This is a genomic window from Rhodococcus sp. NPDC059968, from assembly GCF_042738615.1.
Taxonomy (GTDB): domain Bacteria; phylum Actinomycetota; class Actinomycetes; order Mycobacteriales; family Mycobacteriaceae; genus Rhodococcus_F.
The window spans coordinates 74,294-89,471 of the sequence record NZ_JBHWUE010000009.1; the positions used below are offsets into that span (position 1 = coordinate 74,294).

Annotated in this window: 13 protein-coding genes; 7 read left to right on the plus strand and 6 right to left on the minus strand. The window is 68.4% G+C overall.

Annotated features, from left to right (window positions below):
- Nucleotides 1–28 precede the first annotated feature (28 nt).
- Complete coding sequence (gene gatC, locus ACFWAY_RS11370) at nt 29–328, plus strand: Asp-tRNA(Asn)/Glu-tRNA(Gln) amidotransferase subunit GatC (protein WP_378450181.1); 300 nt, start codon at nt 29–31, stop codon at nt 326–328.
- Complete coding sequence (gatA, locus tag ACFWAY_RS11375; RefSeq protein WP_378510698.1) at nt 325–1,806, plus strand: Asp-tRNA(Asn)/Glu-tRNA(Gln) amidotransferase subunit GatA; 1,482 nt, start codon at nt 325–327, stop codon at nt 1,804–1,806. The genes gatC and gatA overlap by 4 nt, the downstream gene beginning before the upstream one ends.
- Here the strand turns inward: gatA and ACFWAY_RS11380 are convergent.
- A complete protein-coding gene (locus ACFWAY_RS11380) occupies nt 1,803–3,275 on the minus strand; it encodes an alpha/beta-hydrolase family protein (protein ID WP_378510699.1) in 1,473 nt (490 codons plus the stop codon). The genes gatA and ACFWAY_RS11380 overlap by 4 nt on opposite strands.
- The gene (locus ACFWAY_RS11385; protein ID WP_378510700.1) at nt 3,272–3,913 is read right to left on the minus strand and encodes a hypothetical protein; all 642 of its coding nucleotides are present in this window, start codon (nt 3,911–3,913) and stop codon (nt 3,272–3,274) included. Before ACFWAY_RS11385 ends, ACFWAY_RS11380 begins: the two co-directional genes overlap by 4 nt.
- Nucleotides 3,914–4,052: 139 nt before the next feature.
- On the opposite strand from ACFWAY_RS11385, the gene ACFWAY_RS11390 reads away from it, so the two are divergent.
- The 4 genes from ACFWAY_RS11390 to gatB all read left to right on the plus strand — a co-directional run bounded on the left by ACFWAY_RS11390 (nt 4,053) and on the right by gatB (nt 8,603).
- Nucleotides 4,053–5,249: a sensor histidine kinase gene (locus tag ACFWAY_RS11390; protein ID WP_378450185.1), complete on the plus strand. Its 1,197-nt coding sequence runs from the start codon at nt 4,053–4,055 to the stop codon at nt 5,247–5,249.
- A gap of 9 nt (nt 5,250–5,258) precedes the next feature.
- Nucleotides 5,259–5,921 carry a response regulator transcription factor gene (locus ACFWAY_RS11395; RefSeq protein ID WP_005240363.1) on the plus strand — a complete coding sequence of 221 codons (663 nt, stop codon included), beginning with the start codon at nt 5,259–5,261 and terminating at the stop codon, nt 5,919–5,921.
- A gap of 96 nt (nt 5,922–6,017) precedes the next feature.
- Entirely contained in the window at nt 6,018–7,049 is a 1,032-nt protein-coding gene (locus tag ACFWAY_RS11400) for an ATP-dependent 6-phosphofructokinase (protein WP_072937743.1), read from the plus strand.
- Between the two features lie 42 nt (nt 7,050–7,091).
- Complete coding sequence (gene gatB, locus ACFWAY_RS11405) at nt 7,092–8,603, plus strand: Asp-tRNA(Asn)/Glu-tRNA(Gln) amidotransferase subunit GatB (RefSeq protein ID WP_378450186.1); 1,512 nt, start codon at nt 7,092–7,094, stop codon at nt 8,601–8,603.
- A gap of 77 nt (nt 8,604–8,680) precedes the next feature.
- Here the strand turns inward: gatB and ACFWAY_RS11410 are convergent, their stop codons facing one another.
- Entirely contained in the window at nt 8,681–9,829 is a 1,149-nt protein-coding gene (locus ACFWAY_RS11410; protein ID WP_378510701.1) for a PQQ-dependent sugar dehydrogenase, read from the minus strand.
- A gap of 98 nt (nt 9,830–9,927) precedes the next feature.
- Here ACFWAY_RS11410 and ACFWAY_RS11415 point away from each other — a divergent pair, with 98 nt between their 5' ends.
- Nucleotides 9,928–10,797, plus strand: coding sequence for a DoxX family protein (locus ACFWAY_RS11415; RefSeq protein ID WP_378450396.1), 870 nt, complete (start codon nt 9,928–9,930; stop codon nt 10,795–10,797).
- Between the two features lie 70 nt (nt 10,798–10,867).
- Here ACFWAY_RS11415 and ACFWAY_RS11420 read toward each other — a convergent pair whose 3' ends face one another.
- From ACFWAY_RS11420 to ACFWAY_RS11430, 3 genes are all read right to left on the minus strand, one after another.
- Complete coding sequence (locus ACFWAY_RS11420; protein WP_378450188.1) at nt 10,868–12,403, minus strand: amino acid permease; 1,536 nt, start codon at nt 12,401–12,403, stop codon at nt 10,868–10,870.
- A gap of 324 nt (nt 12,404–12,727) precedes the next feature.
- Nucleotides 12,728–14,572 carry a dihydroxy-acid dehydratase gene (gene ilvD, locus ACFWAY_RS11425; RefSeq protein ID WP_378450189.1) on the minus strand — a complete coding sequence of 615 codons (1,845 nt, stop codon included), beginning with the start codon at nt 14,570–14,572 and terminating at the stop codon, nt 12,728–12,730.
- Nucleotides 14,573–14,624: 52 nt separating this feature from the next.
- A complete protein-coding gene (locus ACFWAY_RS11430) occupies nt 14,625–15,122 on the minus strand; it encodes a PH domain-containing protein (protein ID WP_378450397.1) in 498 nt (165 codons plus the stop codon).
- Nucleotides 15,123–15,178: the final 56 nt, after the last annotated feature.

Here is a 15,178-nt window from a genome sequence, read left to right on the forward strand (position 1 = left end):
GTACGTCCGAACCGAAAGGGGCCCCGCGGTGCCTGCCATCTCCCGTGACGAGGTCGCGCACCTCGCGCGGCTGTCTCGACTCGCCCTGACCGATGCCGAGCTCGACGAGTTCGCCGGTCAGCTGGACTCGATTCTCAGCCACGTGAAGGTGGTCACCGAGGTACCCGCCGAGGATGTTCCGCCGATGGCGAACCCGAACTCGGTCACCAACGTGACCCGTCCCGACGTGATCGTCCCCGGCCTGACTCCCGAGCAGGCGCTGTCCGGCGCCCCGGCTGTCGAGCAGGATCGCTTCGCCGTCCCGCAGATCCTTGGAGAGGGCGAATGAGCGCCGAACTGACCACACTCGACGCCGCAGATCTCGCGTCGAAGATCCACCGCCGTGAGGTGTCGTCCGTCGAGGTCACCCAGGCACATCTCGACCGGATCGCCGCAGTCGACGGCGAACTGAACGCCTTCCTGCACGTGGCAGGCGAGCAGGCCCTCGTGTCGGCGAAGGAAGTGGACAGCAGCCTCGCCGCAGGCAATGCGCCCGCCTCCCCGCTCGCGGGAGTTCCGTTGGCGCTCAAGGACATCTTCACCACCACCGACATGCCCACCACGTGCGCGTCGAAGATTCTCGAAGGCTGGATCGCACCGTACGACGCGACGCTCACGACGAAACTGCGCGAGGCCGGCATCCCGATCCTGGGAAAGACCAACCTCGACGAGTTCGCGATGGGTTCGTCCACCGAGAACTCCGCCTACGGCCCCACCCACAACCCGTGGGACACCACGCGCATCCCGGGCGGCTCGGGCGGCGGCAGTGCCGCGGCCCTCGCGTCCCGGCAGGCCCCCCTCGCGATCGGCACCGACACCGGCGGCTCGATCCGTCAGCCCGCCGCCGTCACGGCGACGGTCGGCACCAAGCCGACGTACGGCACGGTCTCCCGGTTCGGCCTGGTGGCCTGCGCGTCCTCGCTCGACCAGGGTGGCCCGTGCGGCCGCACAGTCCTCGACACGGCACTGTTGCACGAGGTCATCGCCGGGCACGACCCGCGCGACTCGACGTCGATCGACGCGCCCGTGCGTCCCGTGGTGGCGGCTGCGCGTGAGGGTGCCGGCGGCAATCTCAAGGGCGTCAAGGTCGGTGTCGTCAAGGAACTGCACTCCGACAGCTACCAGCCCGGGGTCATCTCCTCGTTCGACGCCGCCGTCGCGCAACTCACCGAACTCGGTGCCGAGGTCGTCGAGGTGTCGTGCCCCAACTTCGAGTACGCGCTCGCGTCGTACTACCTGATCCTGCCGAGCGAGGTGTCGTCGAACCTCGCGCGCTTCGACGCGATGCGGTACGGACTGCGCATCGACGAGGGCGACATGAGCGCCGACCAGGTGATGGCCGCGACGCGTGCCGCCGGCTTCGGCCCGGAGGTCAAGCGCCGCATCATGATCGGCACGTACGCGCTGTCGTCGGGCTACTACGACGCCTACTACGGTCAGGCGCTCAAGGTGCGCACGCTCATCGCCAGGGACTTCGAGAAGGCCTACGAGAAGGTGGACGTCCTGGTGTCGCCCACCAGCCCGTTCACCCCGTGGAAGCTGGGCGAGAAGGTCGGCGACCCGCTCGCGATGTACCTCTCGGACCTGTGCACGCTGCCCACCAACCTGGCCGGGCACTGCGCGATGTCGGTGCCGTCGGGACTGTCCGCGGACGACGGTCTGCCGGTGGGCCTGCAGATCATGGCTCCCGCGCTGGCCGACGAGCGGCTGTACCGCGTCGGTGCCGCCTACGAGGCTGCACGCGGTCCGATCGGCTCGCCGAACTAGGGCCCGGTCTCGCCGAGCTGGGAGCAGTCGGGCAGGGCGGTGCCCTGCTCGCTGCCGTAGCGGTGTCCGTGCCCGGCCGCGAAGTTCAGCGCGGACACCAGATCGACGCTCGTCTGCAGAAACGTGATGCCCGGAATCCATTGGGGTACCGGCGCATCGCGTTCTGCGAGCGAGAGGTCGGGTCGGTGCACGATCAGGTCGGGGGACCACCACACCACCGGGTCGGATGTGTTCGCGAGCACTTTCGCTCCGTCCGTCAGCACGGAGCCGGCGGGCGGGCCTGCCCACAGTGCGCCGCAGACTCGCTCGCGGAGTTGGTCGGCGTCGGTGAAAATTGAACTGCCGCCGACGGATCCGAGGCTCTGGCCGTAGACGTAGAGTGCCGGGCGCAGGAGGTCGGGGAGGTCGGCGATCCGCTCGGCGACGGCATCGAACAATGCCGCGGCCGATTCGTCTGCAGCGGAACGTCCGAACATGAACGTGATCCAGCTCGGCAGGTACGAGTACTGCATGCCGACGATGGCGACGTCGTCAGCGAAGCGTTCCTCGAATCCCTCGGCGGCGTTCTCGTCGATCCACCCCGAGCCGGTGGGTACGGTGACGACGATGGCGGACCGGGTGAATCCGCCGGCCCGCTCGAGCTCCGAGACTGCCAGTGCCGCACGCGATTCGATGTTCGGCGCCGAGTCCATTCCCACATAGGTGCGGATGCCGGCCGACTGCTCGCCCGCTGCTACGAACCGTCGTCCCTGGCGCCCGAGCGACTCCCAGCTGATCGCGGAGTCCGGGCTGCCGGAGAATTCGGCGGACATCGGCCGGTGCAGGGACACGTCGACGAGCGCGTTGGAGTCGCTGTAGGAACGCGACATCATTCCCCACAACGCGGGACCGGCGACCAGTTGCAGTCCGGTCGCGAGAACGACGGCGGTGGTGGCGCTGCCGATCCAGCCGAGACGGCGGGCGACCGTGCCGACGAAGCTGCCGATGCCGACGAACAGCAGGAACGTCAGCGCAGCCCCGATGATCGCCTGCATCCAGTGATCCGGCCCGATGCCCGGCATGCCCATGGCAGCGCGCAGCGAATCCTGCCAGTGGTCGGCGAGCACGATCGCCCAGGCCACCACGATCATGGCGCCGATCAGGACCAGCAGAGGCACCGAGTCCCGCGGAGGGTGATGGCTGCGCGAACGGGTGACGAGGTACCTCACCCGACGGATGAGGACGACGAACCCGAAACCGAATGCGGCGAGGACCCCGGTGAACAAGGCCTGCGTCAGCGCACTCCGGGGGAGCAGTGAAGGAGCGAGAGACGCGAGTGTGACGGCGGTGACGACGATCGTGGACGAGGCGCGGGGGAGAGCAGAGACCGGAATCGTCGTGACCAGTGTCCGGCGCAGGGCATTCGGCTTCGTTCGCGAGCGACCGTGCACCGTGCTCCGTCCGGGATCGGACAGAGCGGCGGTGGTCATGCGACGGCTCCGACCGGATGCGGGCGGCGGCGGATCGACCAGGCCGCGCCGGCGAGGAGCGCGACACCGACACCGCCTGCCAGTACATACGGGAGCCCGGATTCGGTGACCGGTGCCGAATAGCCCTGGCGCCAGCTGTTTCCGGTGACGAAGGTGGTCGCGACATTCGCCATCACGAAGCACTGCGCCCGTGCCTGCTCGTCGGCGCGGGTGTCGCACGCCGCGTGCATGCGCTGATCCAGCTGCGCGTCGAGGCTCTGCCGCGCCCAGGGACCCAGGTCCTCGCCGGACCGTGATGCGTACCGCAGAAGGTCGTACCCGAGGTCGTGTGCCTTGCACGAGGTGTCGAACTCGAGGGGCAGCGGCACGGGGGACGAGCAGTCTCCGCCGGGATTGGCGAGTATCCCGTCGATCGGCACCGGCGTGTACCCCATCACGAAAGCGAAGTCCGCGGGAATGGAGTCCCCGGAGAGCTCTGCCGGTGCGGTGAGGGTGTGCACCGCGGCGGAGGCGGCGACGTTCTCGTGCCGGGGTGTGCTCGCCGCGCCGGTGCCTGCGAATCCTGTCGTGGTCAGTAGTGCGGTTGCGGCGCACGCCACCGCGGCCCAAGTCGTTCTCCGTGTCCCCGTCGTTCGCATGACGAGAACGTTATGAATTCGTGTTGCGCAGCCACATCACCCCGGAGTCCGGTTCGATCTCTGGCTTCGTGGTGCGAGGGGGCACCGATCTCATACTGCGGGGCTACGCCGACCTGGACCCGGGGTATGAGGACACTCCGTGACCAGGGTTTCTAATGTCGACGATGTGAAGACGAAGACGCGCATCCGGAGAGCCGCGGAAGGTCAGTGGCTGAACGTGGCAATCGTCGTGGTCACGGCGATTCTGTTCGCCGTGGCGTGGCCGACCCTGCAGCTGACCCACCAGGTCAGTCCTCCCATTCAACCGTTCGTGGCAGCGCTCGCGACGTTCCCGTTCCTGCTCATCCGATCGAATCCGGCGCTGGCCTGGGCCGTCTCCGCGGTCTCGGCGCTGGTGATTCCGCGCGTCTTCGCACTGCAGGACGGCTACGACTACCCCTGGCAGGTGGTCCACATCCTGGTGATGCTCGCCCTGCTGGCCGCCGTCAGCATGCGCGCCGCAATTCCGGTCGTGGGTGTGGCATGGATCTCCACCGTCCTGCTGTTCCTCGCCGACACCCCGGGCACCAACGGCCGCGGGTGGGCGGTGGGCCTGACCGCGATCGTCGTCTTCGGCCTGCTGATCCGCTGGCTGGTGCTCTCCCGCCGGCAGCTCGCACAGCAGGAGGAGCTGAGCGAGCTCGAGCGCACTCGCCGGACGATCCTCGAGGAGAAGGCGCGCATCGCCCGGGACCTGCACGACGTCGTCGCGCACCACATGTCGATGGTCGTGGTGCAGGCGCAGAGCGCGCCGTACCGCATCGCCGACATGTCGGACGAGACGCGGGCCGAGTTCGAATCGATCGGAGCCGCCGGCCGCGCCGCGTTGAACGAGGTGCGCGGACTGCTCGGAGTGCTGCGCAGCGACGGCCAGCTGGCCGAGCACGCGCCGCAGCCCGGGGTTCAGCAGATCAGCGAGCTGCTCGAGGGCAGCCGCAGAGCCGGCATTCCCGTCTCCTGGCACGTCGACGGCGACCCGACGCTCGTGTCGGAGTCGGTCGGGCTCGTGATGTACCGCATCCTGCAGGAATCCCTCGCCAACACGGCCCGCCACGCGGCGGGCGCCGCGGTCGAGGTGAAGATCGCGTACGAGTCGCCGATCGCGTCCGTGTCGATCGTGAACGGCCAGCCGAGGCGGAGCCTCGTCTCGGCGCTGACCAGACACGAGTCGACCGGCGGCAACGGCATCATCGGTATGCGCGAGCGTGCGCAGGCAGTCGGGGGCGTACTCACCACCCACCTGCACGACAACGGCGGATTCGAGGTCCACGCCGAGTTCCCGGTCGCCTCCGCCTAGGCTGGCTGGGTGGCCATCACCGTATTCATCGCCGACGACCAGGCTATGGTCCGGCAGGGCTTCGGAGCCCTGCTCGCCTCACAGCCCGACATCAGTGTCATCGGTGACGCTCCGGACGGGGCCGTGGCGGTGAGCGAGGTCCGCCGGCTGCGACCCGACGTGGTCCTGATGGACGTCCGCATGCCGGAGATGAACGGACTCGACGCGGCCCGCGTCATCCTGTCGGCCGGTTTCGATCCGCCGGTGCGCGTGCTCATGCTCACCACGTTCGACGTCGACGACTACGTGTACGAGGCGCTGAGCATCGGGGCCAGCGGCTTCATGCTCAAGGACGCGCCCGCGGAGGAACTCATCCGTGCCGTGCGGGTGGTCGCGGACGGCGAGGCGCTTCTCGCGCCGACCGTCACCCGGCGTCTCATCGCCGACGTGACCAGCCGCCGCAGCACGGCGCGCCGCAAACCGGCCGCGCTGTCGGCGCTGACGCCCCGCGAACGCGAGGTGCTCGAACTCATCGCCCGCGGCATGTCCAACACCGAGATCGCGGAGCGCCTGTTCGTCGCCGAGCAGACCGTCAAGACGCACGTCGGCAAGGTGCTGTCCAAACTGGATCTGCGCGACCGCGCACAGGCAGTGGTCCTGGCGTACGAGAGCGGTCTCGTCACACCCGGCTGAGCGAACCGGCCGGTCCGAGGTGCTCGAACACGGTTCGAGCGGCAAGATGTGTAATGAGAACCACCATCACCACACGAGACGACGAGGGGTGCTTGGATGCGGATCGGAATGCTCACCGGAGGCGGAGACTGCCCCGGACTGAATGCGGTGATCAGGGCGGTGGTTCGGACCGCCGCCGGCCGATACGGCAGCTCGGTGGTGGGATTCCGTGACGGCTGGCGCGGCCTGCTCGAGGATCGCAAGGTGGTGCTGTCCAACGACGACCGGATCGATCGAATCCTCACCCGGGGCGGCACCATCCTCGGCACCGCGCGGGTCAACCCCGACAAGTTGAAGGCCGGCCTCGATCAGATCCGGCAGACTCTCGACGACAACGGGATCGACGCGCTCATCCCGATCGGCGGGGAGGGCACACTCACCGCCGCGAGCTGGCTCGCCGAGAGTGGGGTGCCCGTGATCGGGGTTCCGAAGACGATCGACAACGACATCGACTGCACCGACGTGACGTTCGGTTTCGACACCGCTCTGTCCATCGCGACCGATGCGATCGACCGACTGCACACCACCGCCGAATCCCACCAGCGGGTGATGCTCGTCGAGGTGATGGGCCGGCACGCGGGCTGGATCGCGTTGCACTCCGGGCTCGCGACCGGTGCGCATCTCACTCTCGTTCCCGAGGTTCCGTTCGACGTCGGCGAAGTCTGCTCCCTCGTCAAGAAGCGATTCCAGCGCGGCGATTCGCATTTCATCTGCGTCGTCGCCGAGGGCGCCACTCCGACCCCGGAGTCGATGAGTCTGCGCGAGGGCGGCATCGACGAGTTCGGTCACAAACGATTCACCGGCGTCGCGCAGCAGCTCGGCGACGAGATCGTCCGCCGCATCGGCAAGGAAGTGCGGACGACGGTACTCGGGCACGTGCAGCGGGGCGGAACCCCGACGCCGTACGACCGGGTGCTCGCCACCCGCTTCGGGGTGCACGCCACCGACGCCGTCCACCGCGGCGACTTCGGCAACATGGTGGCCCTGCACGGCACGTCGATCGACCTCGTGCCCCTGCAGGAGGCGACCCGGCGCCTCAAGACGGTGCCGAGGGAGCGGTACGACGAGGCGGCCGCATTTTTCGGCTGACCGCGTTTTCCGGCGAACCGCCGGACGCATAAACTCTGTGGCATGACTGCTGTCGACACTCCGGACCTCCTCGACTACGACGAAGTGCTCGCCAAGTACGAGCCTGTTCTCGGCATGGAGGTGCACGTAGAGCTCGGCACCAACACGAAGATGTTCTGCCCGTGCCCCACCGAGTTCGGCGCCGAGCCGAACACGCAGGTCTGCCCGGTGTGCCTCGGTCTGCCCGGCTCGTTGCCCGTCGTGAACGAGGCGGCGGTCGAGTCCGCGATCCGGATCGGACTCGCACTGAACTGTTCCATCACGCCGTGGGGCCGGTTCGCACGGAAGAACTACTTCTACCCGGATCAGCCGAAGAACTACCAGATCTCCCAGTACGACGAGCCGATTGCCACCGACGGCTACCTCGACGTCATCCTCGACGACGGCACCACGTGGCGCGTGGAGATCGAGCGCGCGCACATGGAAGAGGACACCGGAAAGTCGCTGCACGTCGGCGGCGCGACCGGGCGCATCCACGGTGCCAGCCACTCGCTGCTCGACTACAACCGCGCCGGCGTCCCGCTCGTCGAGATCGTCACCAAGACCATCAGCGGCGCCGGTGCCCGCGCCCCCGAGGTGGCCCGCGCGTACGTCACCGCCCTGCGCGACCTGCTGAAGTCGCTGAACGTGTCCGACGTCCGTATGGACCAGGGTTCGATGCGCTGCGACGCCAACGCGTCCCTCATGCCGATCGGGGCGACCGAACTCGGTACCCGCACCGAGACGAAGAACGTCAACTCCCTCAAAAGCGTCGAGGTGGCGGTCCGGTACGAGATGCGCCGCCAGGCCGCGGTGCTGGAGGCCGGCGGTGAGGTGATCCAGGAGACCCGGCACTTCCAGGAGGCCGACGGGACGACGTCGCCGGGCCGCCGCAAGGAGACCGCCGAGGACTACCGCTACTTCCCGGAGCCCGATCTCGAGCCGGTCGCGCCCAGCGCGGAATGGGTCGAGGAACTGCGTGGCACCCTGCCGGAGCTGCCGTGGGTCCGCCGCGGCCGGATCCAGGCCGACTGGGGTGTCTCGGACGAGGTCATGCGTGACCTCGTCAACGCGGGCGCCCTCGACCTCGTCATCGCCACAGTCGAGGCCGGCGCCTCCCCGGAGGCCGCACGGTCCTGGTGGGTGTCGTACCTGGCGCAGCAGGCGAACACCCGCGGGGTGGAACTCGCCGAGCTGCCGATCACGCCGGCTCAGGTCGCGCAGGTGGTCGCGCTGATCGACAGCGGGAAGCTCAACAACAAGGTGGCCCGCCAGGTGGTCGACCACGTCCTCGAGGGTGAGGGCGACCCCGAGCAGGTCGTCGCGAACCACCCCGAGCTGGTCGTCGAACGCGACGACACGAAGCTGAAGGCGGCCGTCGACGAGGCTCTGGCCGCGAACCCCGACATCGCCGAGAAGATTCGCGGCGGCAAGGTCGCGGCCGCGGGCAAGATCGTCGGCGACGTGATGAAGGCCACCCGTGGTCAGGCCGACCCGGCCCGCGTCAAGGAACTGGTCATCGAGGCCTGCGGCTGAGCCCCCTTCTGCACCAACGGGACGCTCGTTCGGATCAACCGAACGAGCGTCCCGTTCGTTTCGACGGGGGCGGGCCGTCAGTCGAATCCGCCGCCACCGGAGGGCAGGGGCATCTTGATCACGCGGTCGTCGTTGGGTCCGGGCTGACCGCCGGTCTTGTTGACGGTGCTCACCCAGATGAGACCGTCGGGTCCGAGTGCGGCGCCGCCGAGTTGGCCGTACCGGTCCTGGACGATGACACCGGGGGCTGTGGTCACGGCTCCCGTGCCGGGGTCGGCAGCGAGTGCGGACATGGCCTTAGCGGTGCTCAGTGACACCGCCACGACGTCACCGGCGGCGACGCAGCCGCCGACGCCGGGCCGCTCCGGCCACGTCCACACCGGAGACGACACCGCCCCGTCGGCGCTGACCCGCAACAGCCGATCCTCCAACGGGGTGCGGTCGGTGACCCACACGGCCACACCCGGGTCGACGCACACCCCTCCCGCGGTCCCGATGCCCGACAACACCACCTGAGGGCGGGGCTGCGCCGGTGCCGGTGCGGGCGACAGGGCGGTGACCTTCAGCAGTTTCCCGGCGAGGGACGCCGGATCGGCAGCCGCGGCGACATTGCCCGCATTGCCGGTCAGGACCATCAGTTCGTCGCCGGAGAATTCGAGCGACCCCGCATTGCCCGCGTCGCCGCGTGGAATCCCGCCGAGAACCTCCTTCGCGGAGTCTCCCGGTGCGATCCGCACCACCCGGTTGTCGGTCGGGGTCGTGACGTAGGCGTAGATGAGGTTGTCCTCGACGAAACTCGGCGACAGCGCGATGTCGAGTAGTCCGCCGTCGGTGGTGCCGTCGACGTCGACGTGCGCGATCTCCGTGGGGGTCTGCCCCTGGGCGACCTGCAGGATGCGTCCGGTCCGCCGCTCCGCGACCAGGGCGGTGGCCCCGTCGGGGAGGACGACGAGTCCGCCGGTGGTGTCGAGGCAGGTGGCGATGACGCTGGGGTCCGGATCCTGGCACGGTCCCAGCGGCCCGCTCGGCGGTGGGGTGGTGGTCGTGGACGGCGGCGGGTTCTCCGGTTCCACCTCGGCGCCCGATGCACCCGTCGGCTCGGGTGTGAAGGGTGAGGACGCGGAGTCGTCGAATTTCGCGCACCCGGCGGCGAGGACCGCCGTGACGCACAATGCGGACATCGCCATCTTGCGGGACGCCGTACGGCGCCGCCCACCCACCATCATGATGGAGACGTTACGGAAGAGTGCGAGGTCGCCGCCACGCCGGTTCCGCCTACCAGCGATGTCCGGCCGGTCGACCTAGGCTTGACGGTGTGACTGACATGCGGAAAGACCCCAGCGAGTCGTCGGACCAGGGTGCTGTGGACCAGGGCGCCTCCCCCGGCTACGGCAAGGTCTCGAGCCCTTACGACCTTCCCACCGAGCGCTTCCAGTCGGCCACGCCGACGTCCGGTTCCGCGGGGCAGGGTCTCCCGCACACCGACGACGAACTCGACTACGGCGATGCGCGCGGCGCGGGCCTTCCCACCGAGCAGATCCCCGCGTACCGGCAGGCGGGGGCGTCCGGCATGCCGGACCAGCCGACACAGGTGATCAGCGCGGGTTCCGGCGCGTCCCTCGGTGCCACGGCGGGTGATCCGTCGATCGACCGGATCGGCGAAGGCGATGTGAAGATCGGCCGCGGCACCCTGGACCTCGGCCTCCTGGCCCTCCGACTCGCGGTCGGCGGTACGGCACTCGTGCACGGTCTGCAGAAGCTGACGGGGATGTGGAACGGTCCGGGACTCGACGGGTTCGAGGAGGTGCTGGTGAACTCGGGGTTCCAGCAGGCGAAACTGCTTGCGATCCTGGGCGCCATCGGTGAGGTCGCGGGTGGTGCGCTGCTGATCCTCGGTCTCGTCACCCCGCTCGCTGCAGCCTCGGTGCTGGCCGTGATGATCAATGCGTGGGCGTTCCGGCAGATCGCGGAACCGGGGCTCGAGTACTTCGCGCCTGCAGGCACCGAATACGAGACGCTGCTGGGTGTGTGCGCCGGCGTGATCATTCTCACCGGGCCGGGACGTATCTCGCTCGACGGCCGACGGGGCTGGGCGACACGCCCGTTCATCGGGTCCTTCGCGGCACTGATCCTTGGCGTTGCCGCCGGTGTCTGCGTGTGGATCTTCCTGAACGGCGCCAACCCCCTCATCTGAACGTCTCGTATATCCGCGACTGCGCCGCACCCCCGGATCGGGAGTGCGGCGCAGTCGTTTTCGTTCGAAATCAGCGCTGGACGAGTTCCGGGATGGTCTCCTCCTCGGGCGGGCCGGCCTGTGCGGCGAGCTTCTGTCCGAGGACCGACTTGCGGCGGCCGTAGGCGAGGTACACGACGACGCCGATGGCCATCCACACGAGGAATCGGATCCAGGTCTCGACCGAGAGGTTCAGCATCAGCCAGCCGCAGGCCAGGACGGCGAGGATGGGGACCAGCGGGACCAGCGGAACGCGGAATCCGCGGGGCAGATCGGGGCGCGTGCGGCGGAGGATGATGACGCCGATGCAGACGAGCACGAACGCGAAGAGGGTGCCGATGTTCACCATCTCCTCGAGCGTGCCCATCGGGAAGAAGGCGGCGAGGAGTGCCACGACGGCGCCGACGAACAGCGTGATGCGGACCGGGGTGCCGTTCTTGCCGGTCTTGGCGAGACTGCGCGGGACGAGTCCGTCGCGGGACATGGCGAACAGGACGCGGGTCTGGCCGAGCATCATCACCATCACGACGGTGGTGAGGCCGGCGAGTCCGCCGAAGTTGATGGCGGTCTGAGCCCAGGTGATGCCGTGTGCCTCGAAGGCGGTGGCGAGGGTGGCGCTGCTGTCGCCGACGAGCGGGCTGCCGGTCTTGAGGTCGGTGTATTTCACCATGCCGGTGATCACGAGGGTGACGGCGACGTAGAGCACGGTGACGATGGCCAGCGAGCCGAGAATGCCGCGGGGGAGCGCCTTCTGCGGGTTCTTGGTCTCTTCGGCGGTGGTGGCTACGACGTCGAATCCGATGAAGGCGAAGAAGACGAGGCTTGCGGCGGCGAGCAGGCCGTACCAGCCGTAGCTGCTGCCGTCGGCTCCGGAGAGGAAGGAGAAGAGGGTCTGGTGCACACCGTGCGCGGCGCTCTCGTTGCCCTCGGCGGGCGGGATGTAGGGGGCGTAGTTCTCCTTCTTGATGTAGAAGACGCCCACGGCGATGACGAGGAGGACGACGGCGATCTTGATGGCCGTGATGACGGCGGACACGCGCGAGGACACCTTGGTCCCGATGGCGAGCACGATCGTGATGCCGCCGACGATGATGAGCGAGCCCCAGTCGAAGTCGATGGGACCGAGGTGGGCGGTGGTGGATCCGCTGAACCCGAGGACGTTACCCAGATACAGCGACCAGCCCTTGGAGACGACGGCCGCCGCGAGGGCGAATTCGAGGATGAGGTCCCAGCCGATGATCCAGGCGACGAACTCGCCGAAGGTGGCGTAGGAGAACGTGTACGCACTGCCCGCGACGGGGACGGTGGAGGCGAACTCGGCGTAGCAGAGGGCGGCCAGGCCGCACGCGATGGCGGCGAGGACGAAGGCGAGCGAGATGGACGGCCCGGCGACGTTGCCTGCAGTCCGGGCGGTGAGCGTGAAGATGCCGGCGCCGATCACGACGGCGACACCGAAGACGGTGAGGTCCTTCGCGGTGAGTTCCCTCCGCAGCCGGGTGTCGGGTTCGTCGGTGTCCGCTATCGATTGCTCAACGGATTTCGTTCGCCAAATGCCGACTCCTGGCATGTGTCGCTCCTAGGTTGTGTTCCCGATGGCCTCGTGGGCCGGAGATGTTCCGGTGGTGCTGCCGGTTGTGATGTAGGTCTCAACGGCCAACTGAGGGAACCACTACTGAGCGCCGTGTGCAAGAAGCGCGGTCTCAACTGATCAAATCGATCAGTAGAACCTGTTCTGGGGTGTTGCCGTTTGAGCGAGTTGATCACCCGTGAGCGCGGTCACATTCGAGGCGGAATCCGTGGGCGCACCGACGACGGAAGCCGGGTGCCGCGGCAGGAAGCTCCTGCTGCGGCACCCGACTTCGTGTTGCTCGGTGCGCCCGGTGCGGGTGCGTCAGGGGACCTGACGGACCGCGCCCTTGTCGGCGGACGTGGCCAGCGCGGCGTACGCGCGCAGGGCTGTGGTGACGGTGCGTTCGCGGTTCACCGGCTGCCACGGACGCTCGGACGAGTCCATCTTCGCCCGGCGCTCGGCGAGCACCGCGTCGTCGACGAGGAGCTTCAGCGTGCGGGTCGCGATGTCGATGAGGATCTGGTCGCCGTCCTCCACCAGGCCGATGGCGCCGCCACTGGCGGCCTCGGGGGAGATGTGGCCGATGGACAGTCCCGAGGAACCGCCGGAGAAGCGGCCGTCGGTGATCAGCGCGCACTTCTTCCCGAGGCCGGAGCCCTTGAGGAATGCGGTGGGGTGCAGCATCTCCTGCATGCCCGGGCCGCCTGCGGGACCCTCGTAGCGCACGACAAGGACCTCACCGGGCTGGATCTTCTTGCCTAGGATCACCGACACCGCCTCTTCCTGCGACTCCACGACGCGCGCGGGTCCCTGGAAGTGGAACAGGTCTTCGTCGATGCCCGCCGTCTTGATGACCGCGCCGTCGAGGGCGATGTTGCCGCGCAGCACGGCCAGGCCGCCCTCGACCGTGTGCTTGTGCTCGAAGTCGCGGATGCAGCCGTTGGCGGCGTCCGTGTCGAGCGACGACCAGCGGTTGTTCGTCGAGAACGGCTCGGTGGTGCGGACACCGCCGGGCGCGGCGTGGAAGAGTTCGACGGCTTCGTCGGATGCCTTGCCGGACCGGATGTCCCACGTGTCGAGCCACTCGTCGAAGCTCTCCGTGTGCACGGTCGAGACGTCGCTCTCGAGCAGTCCGGCCCGGCGGAGTTCGCCGAGGATGGCGGGGATTCCGCCCGCCCGGTGCACGTCCTCCATGTGGTAGTCCGAGTTGGGCGAGACCTTCGACAGGCACGGCACCTTGCGGCTGATCTCGTCGATCTTGTCGAGATCGAAGTCGTAGACCTCACCCTCCTGCGCGGCCGCGAGCGTGTGCAGCACCGTGTTCGTGGAACCGCCCATCGCGACGTCCAGCGCCATCGCGTTGCGGAACGCGGCAGGCGTCGCGATGTTGCGGGGGAGGACGGAGTCGTCCTCGTCCCGGTAGTACCGCAGCGCGGCTTCGACGACGGTTGTTCCCGCGCGGGTGAACAGCGCGCGACGGGCCTCGTGGGTGGCCAGCGTGGAACCGTTGCCCGGCAACGCCAGACCGAGCGCCTCGGTGAGGCAGTTCATGGAGTTCGCGGTGAACATGCCCGAGCACGACCCGCACGTCGGGCAGGCGCTGCGCTCGACCTCGGACAGTCCTTCCTCGTCGACCTCGTCGTTGGCGCTCGCCGAGATCGCCGTGATGAGGTCGGTCGGTGCCTGGGCGACACCGTTCACCACCACCGCCTTGCCGGCCTCCATGGGACCGCCGGACACGAACACGGTCGGGACGTTCAAACGCAGTGCCGCATTGAGCATTCCGGGGGTGATCTTGTCGCAGTTGGAGATGCACACCAGTGCGTCGGCGGTGTGCGCGTTGACCATGTACTCGACGGAGTCGGCGATGATTTCGCGGCTGGGAAGGGAGTACAGCATCCCGCCGTGACCCATCGCGATGCCGTCGTCGACAGCAATCGTGTGGAACTCGCGAGGTACACCACCGGCGGCGCGGACGGCGTCGGCGACGATGTCGCCGACGTTCTTCAGGTGGACGTGCCCGGGAACGAACTGCGTGTACGAGTTCGCGATCGCGACGATCGGCTTCCCGAAGTCGGAGTCGGTCATTCCGGTGGCGCGCCACAGTGCGCGGGCGCCTGCGGCATTTCGTCCTGCGGTGGTGGTTCGAGACCTCAGCGGGGGCATGAGCGTATTCCTTAGTCAGCGTACGGAAGTACTGACAAACGCTACTCGCGCACTATTCCCCGTCTGTGTCCGGCCGGTTCTTCACCGGCTGTTCGCCGTTCGACTCGGCGCCGGCGTGGTGTGCCGCTTCGTCCGCCGCGGCGGCTGCCGCGTAGGGGTCCGTGATGCGGCCGCCGCTGGCGTCGGCGATCTCGGGGAGCCGATCGAACGTGACGACGGGAAGGGTCACCTCGCCCCCGTCGGTCAGCGTCGCCCGGGCCCAGCCGCGCTTGGGGAAGCGGAATCCCGTGATCTCGGACCATGCCAGCGACCGGCCGCCGAACAGCCTGCGCACCTCGAGTCCTTCGGACGTGACCGTGGTGCGCACCCGCGCGACCCAGGCCACCGCGACGATCGGGGCGATCACGAGCCAGCCGAAGGCGGCGGGCCAGCCGAAGATGGGGAACGACACGGCGAACAGGAGGAAGGCGCATCCCAGGTAGGCCAGGGGAGAAATCCGGATGACCTGCTTGGGTGGGTTCGTCGTGTGGGATGATGATTCTGGTGGCACGGGCTGCTGCGGAGTTGACACCTCTACATCTTCGCACCGCAGCCGATGTATCTCAT

Bases quoted from the DNA above. Each gene is read 5' to 3' on its own strand.
- ACFWAY_RS11385 (WP_378510700.1), bottom strand. From the start codon at position 3,913: ATGCGAACGACGGGGACACGGAGAACGACTTGGGCCGCGGTGGCGTGC.
- gatA (WP_378510698.1), top strand. From the start codon at position 325: ATGAGCGCCGAACTGACCACACTCGACGCCGCAGATCTCGCGTCGAAG.
- ACFWAY_RS11400 (WP_072937743.1), top strand. From the start codon at position 6,018: ATGCGGATCGGAATGCTCACCGGAGGCGGAGACTGCCCCGGACTGAAT.
- gatB (WP_378450186.1), top strand. From the start codon at position 7,092: ATGACTGCTGTCGACACTCCGGACCTCCTCGACTACGACGAAGTGCTC.
- ilvD (WP_378450189.1), bottom strand. From the start codon at position 14,572: ATGCCCCCGCTGAGGTCTCGAACCACCACCGCAGGACGAAATGCCGCA.
- ACFWAY_RS11420 (WP_378450188.1), bottom strand. From the start codon at position 12,403: ATGCCAGGAGTCGGCATTTGGCGAACGAAATCCGTTGAGCAATCGATA.
- ACFWAY_RS11380 (WP_378510699.1), bottom strand. From the start codon at position 3,275: ATGACCACCGCCGCTCTGTCCGATCCCGGACGGAGCACGGTGCACGGT.
- ACFWAY_RS11410 (WP_378510701.1), bottom strand. From the start codon at position 9,829: ATGATGGTGGGTGGGCGGCGCCGTACGGCGTCCCGCAAGATGGCGATG.
- ACFWAY_RS11415 (WP_378450396.1), top strand. From the start codon at position 9,928: ATGCGGAAAGACCCCAGCGAGTCGTCGGACCAGGGTGCTGTGGACCAG.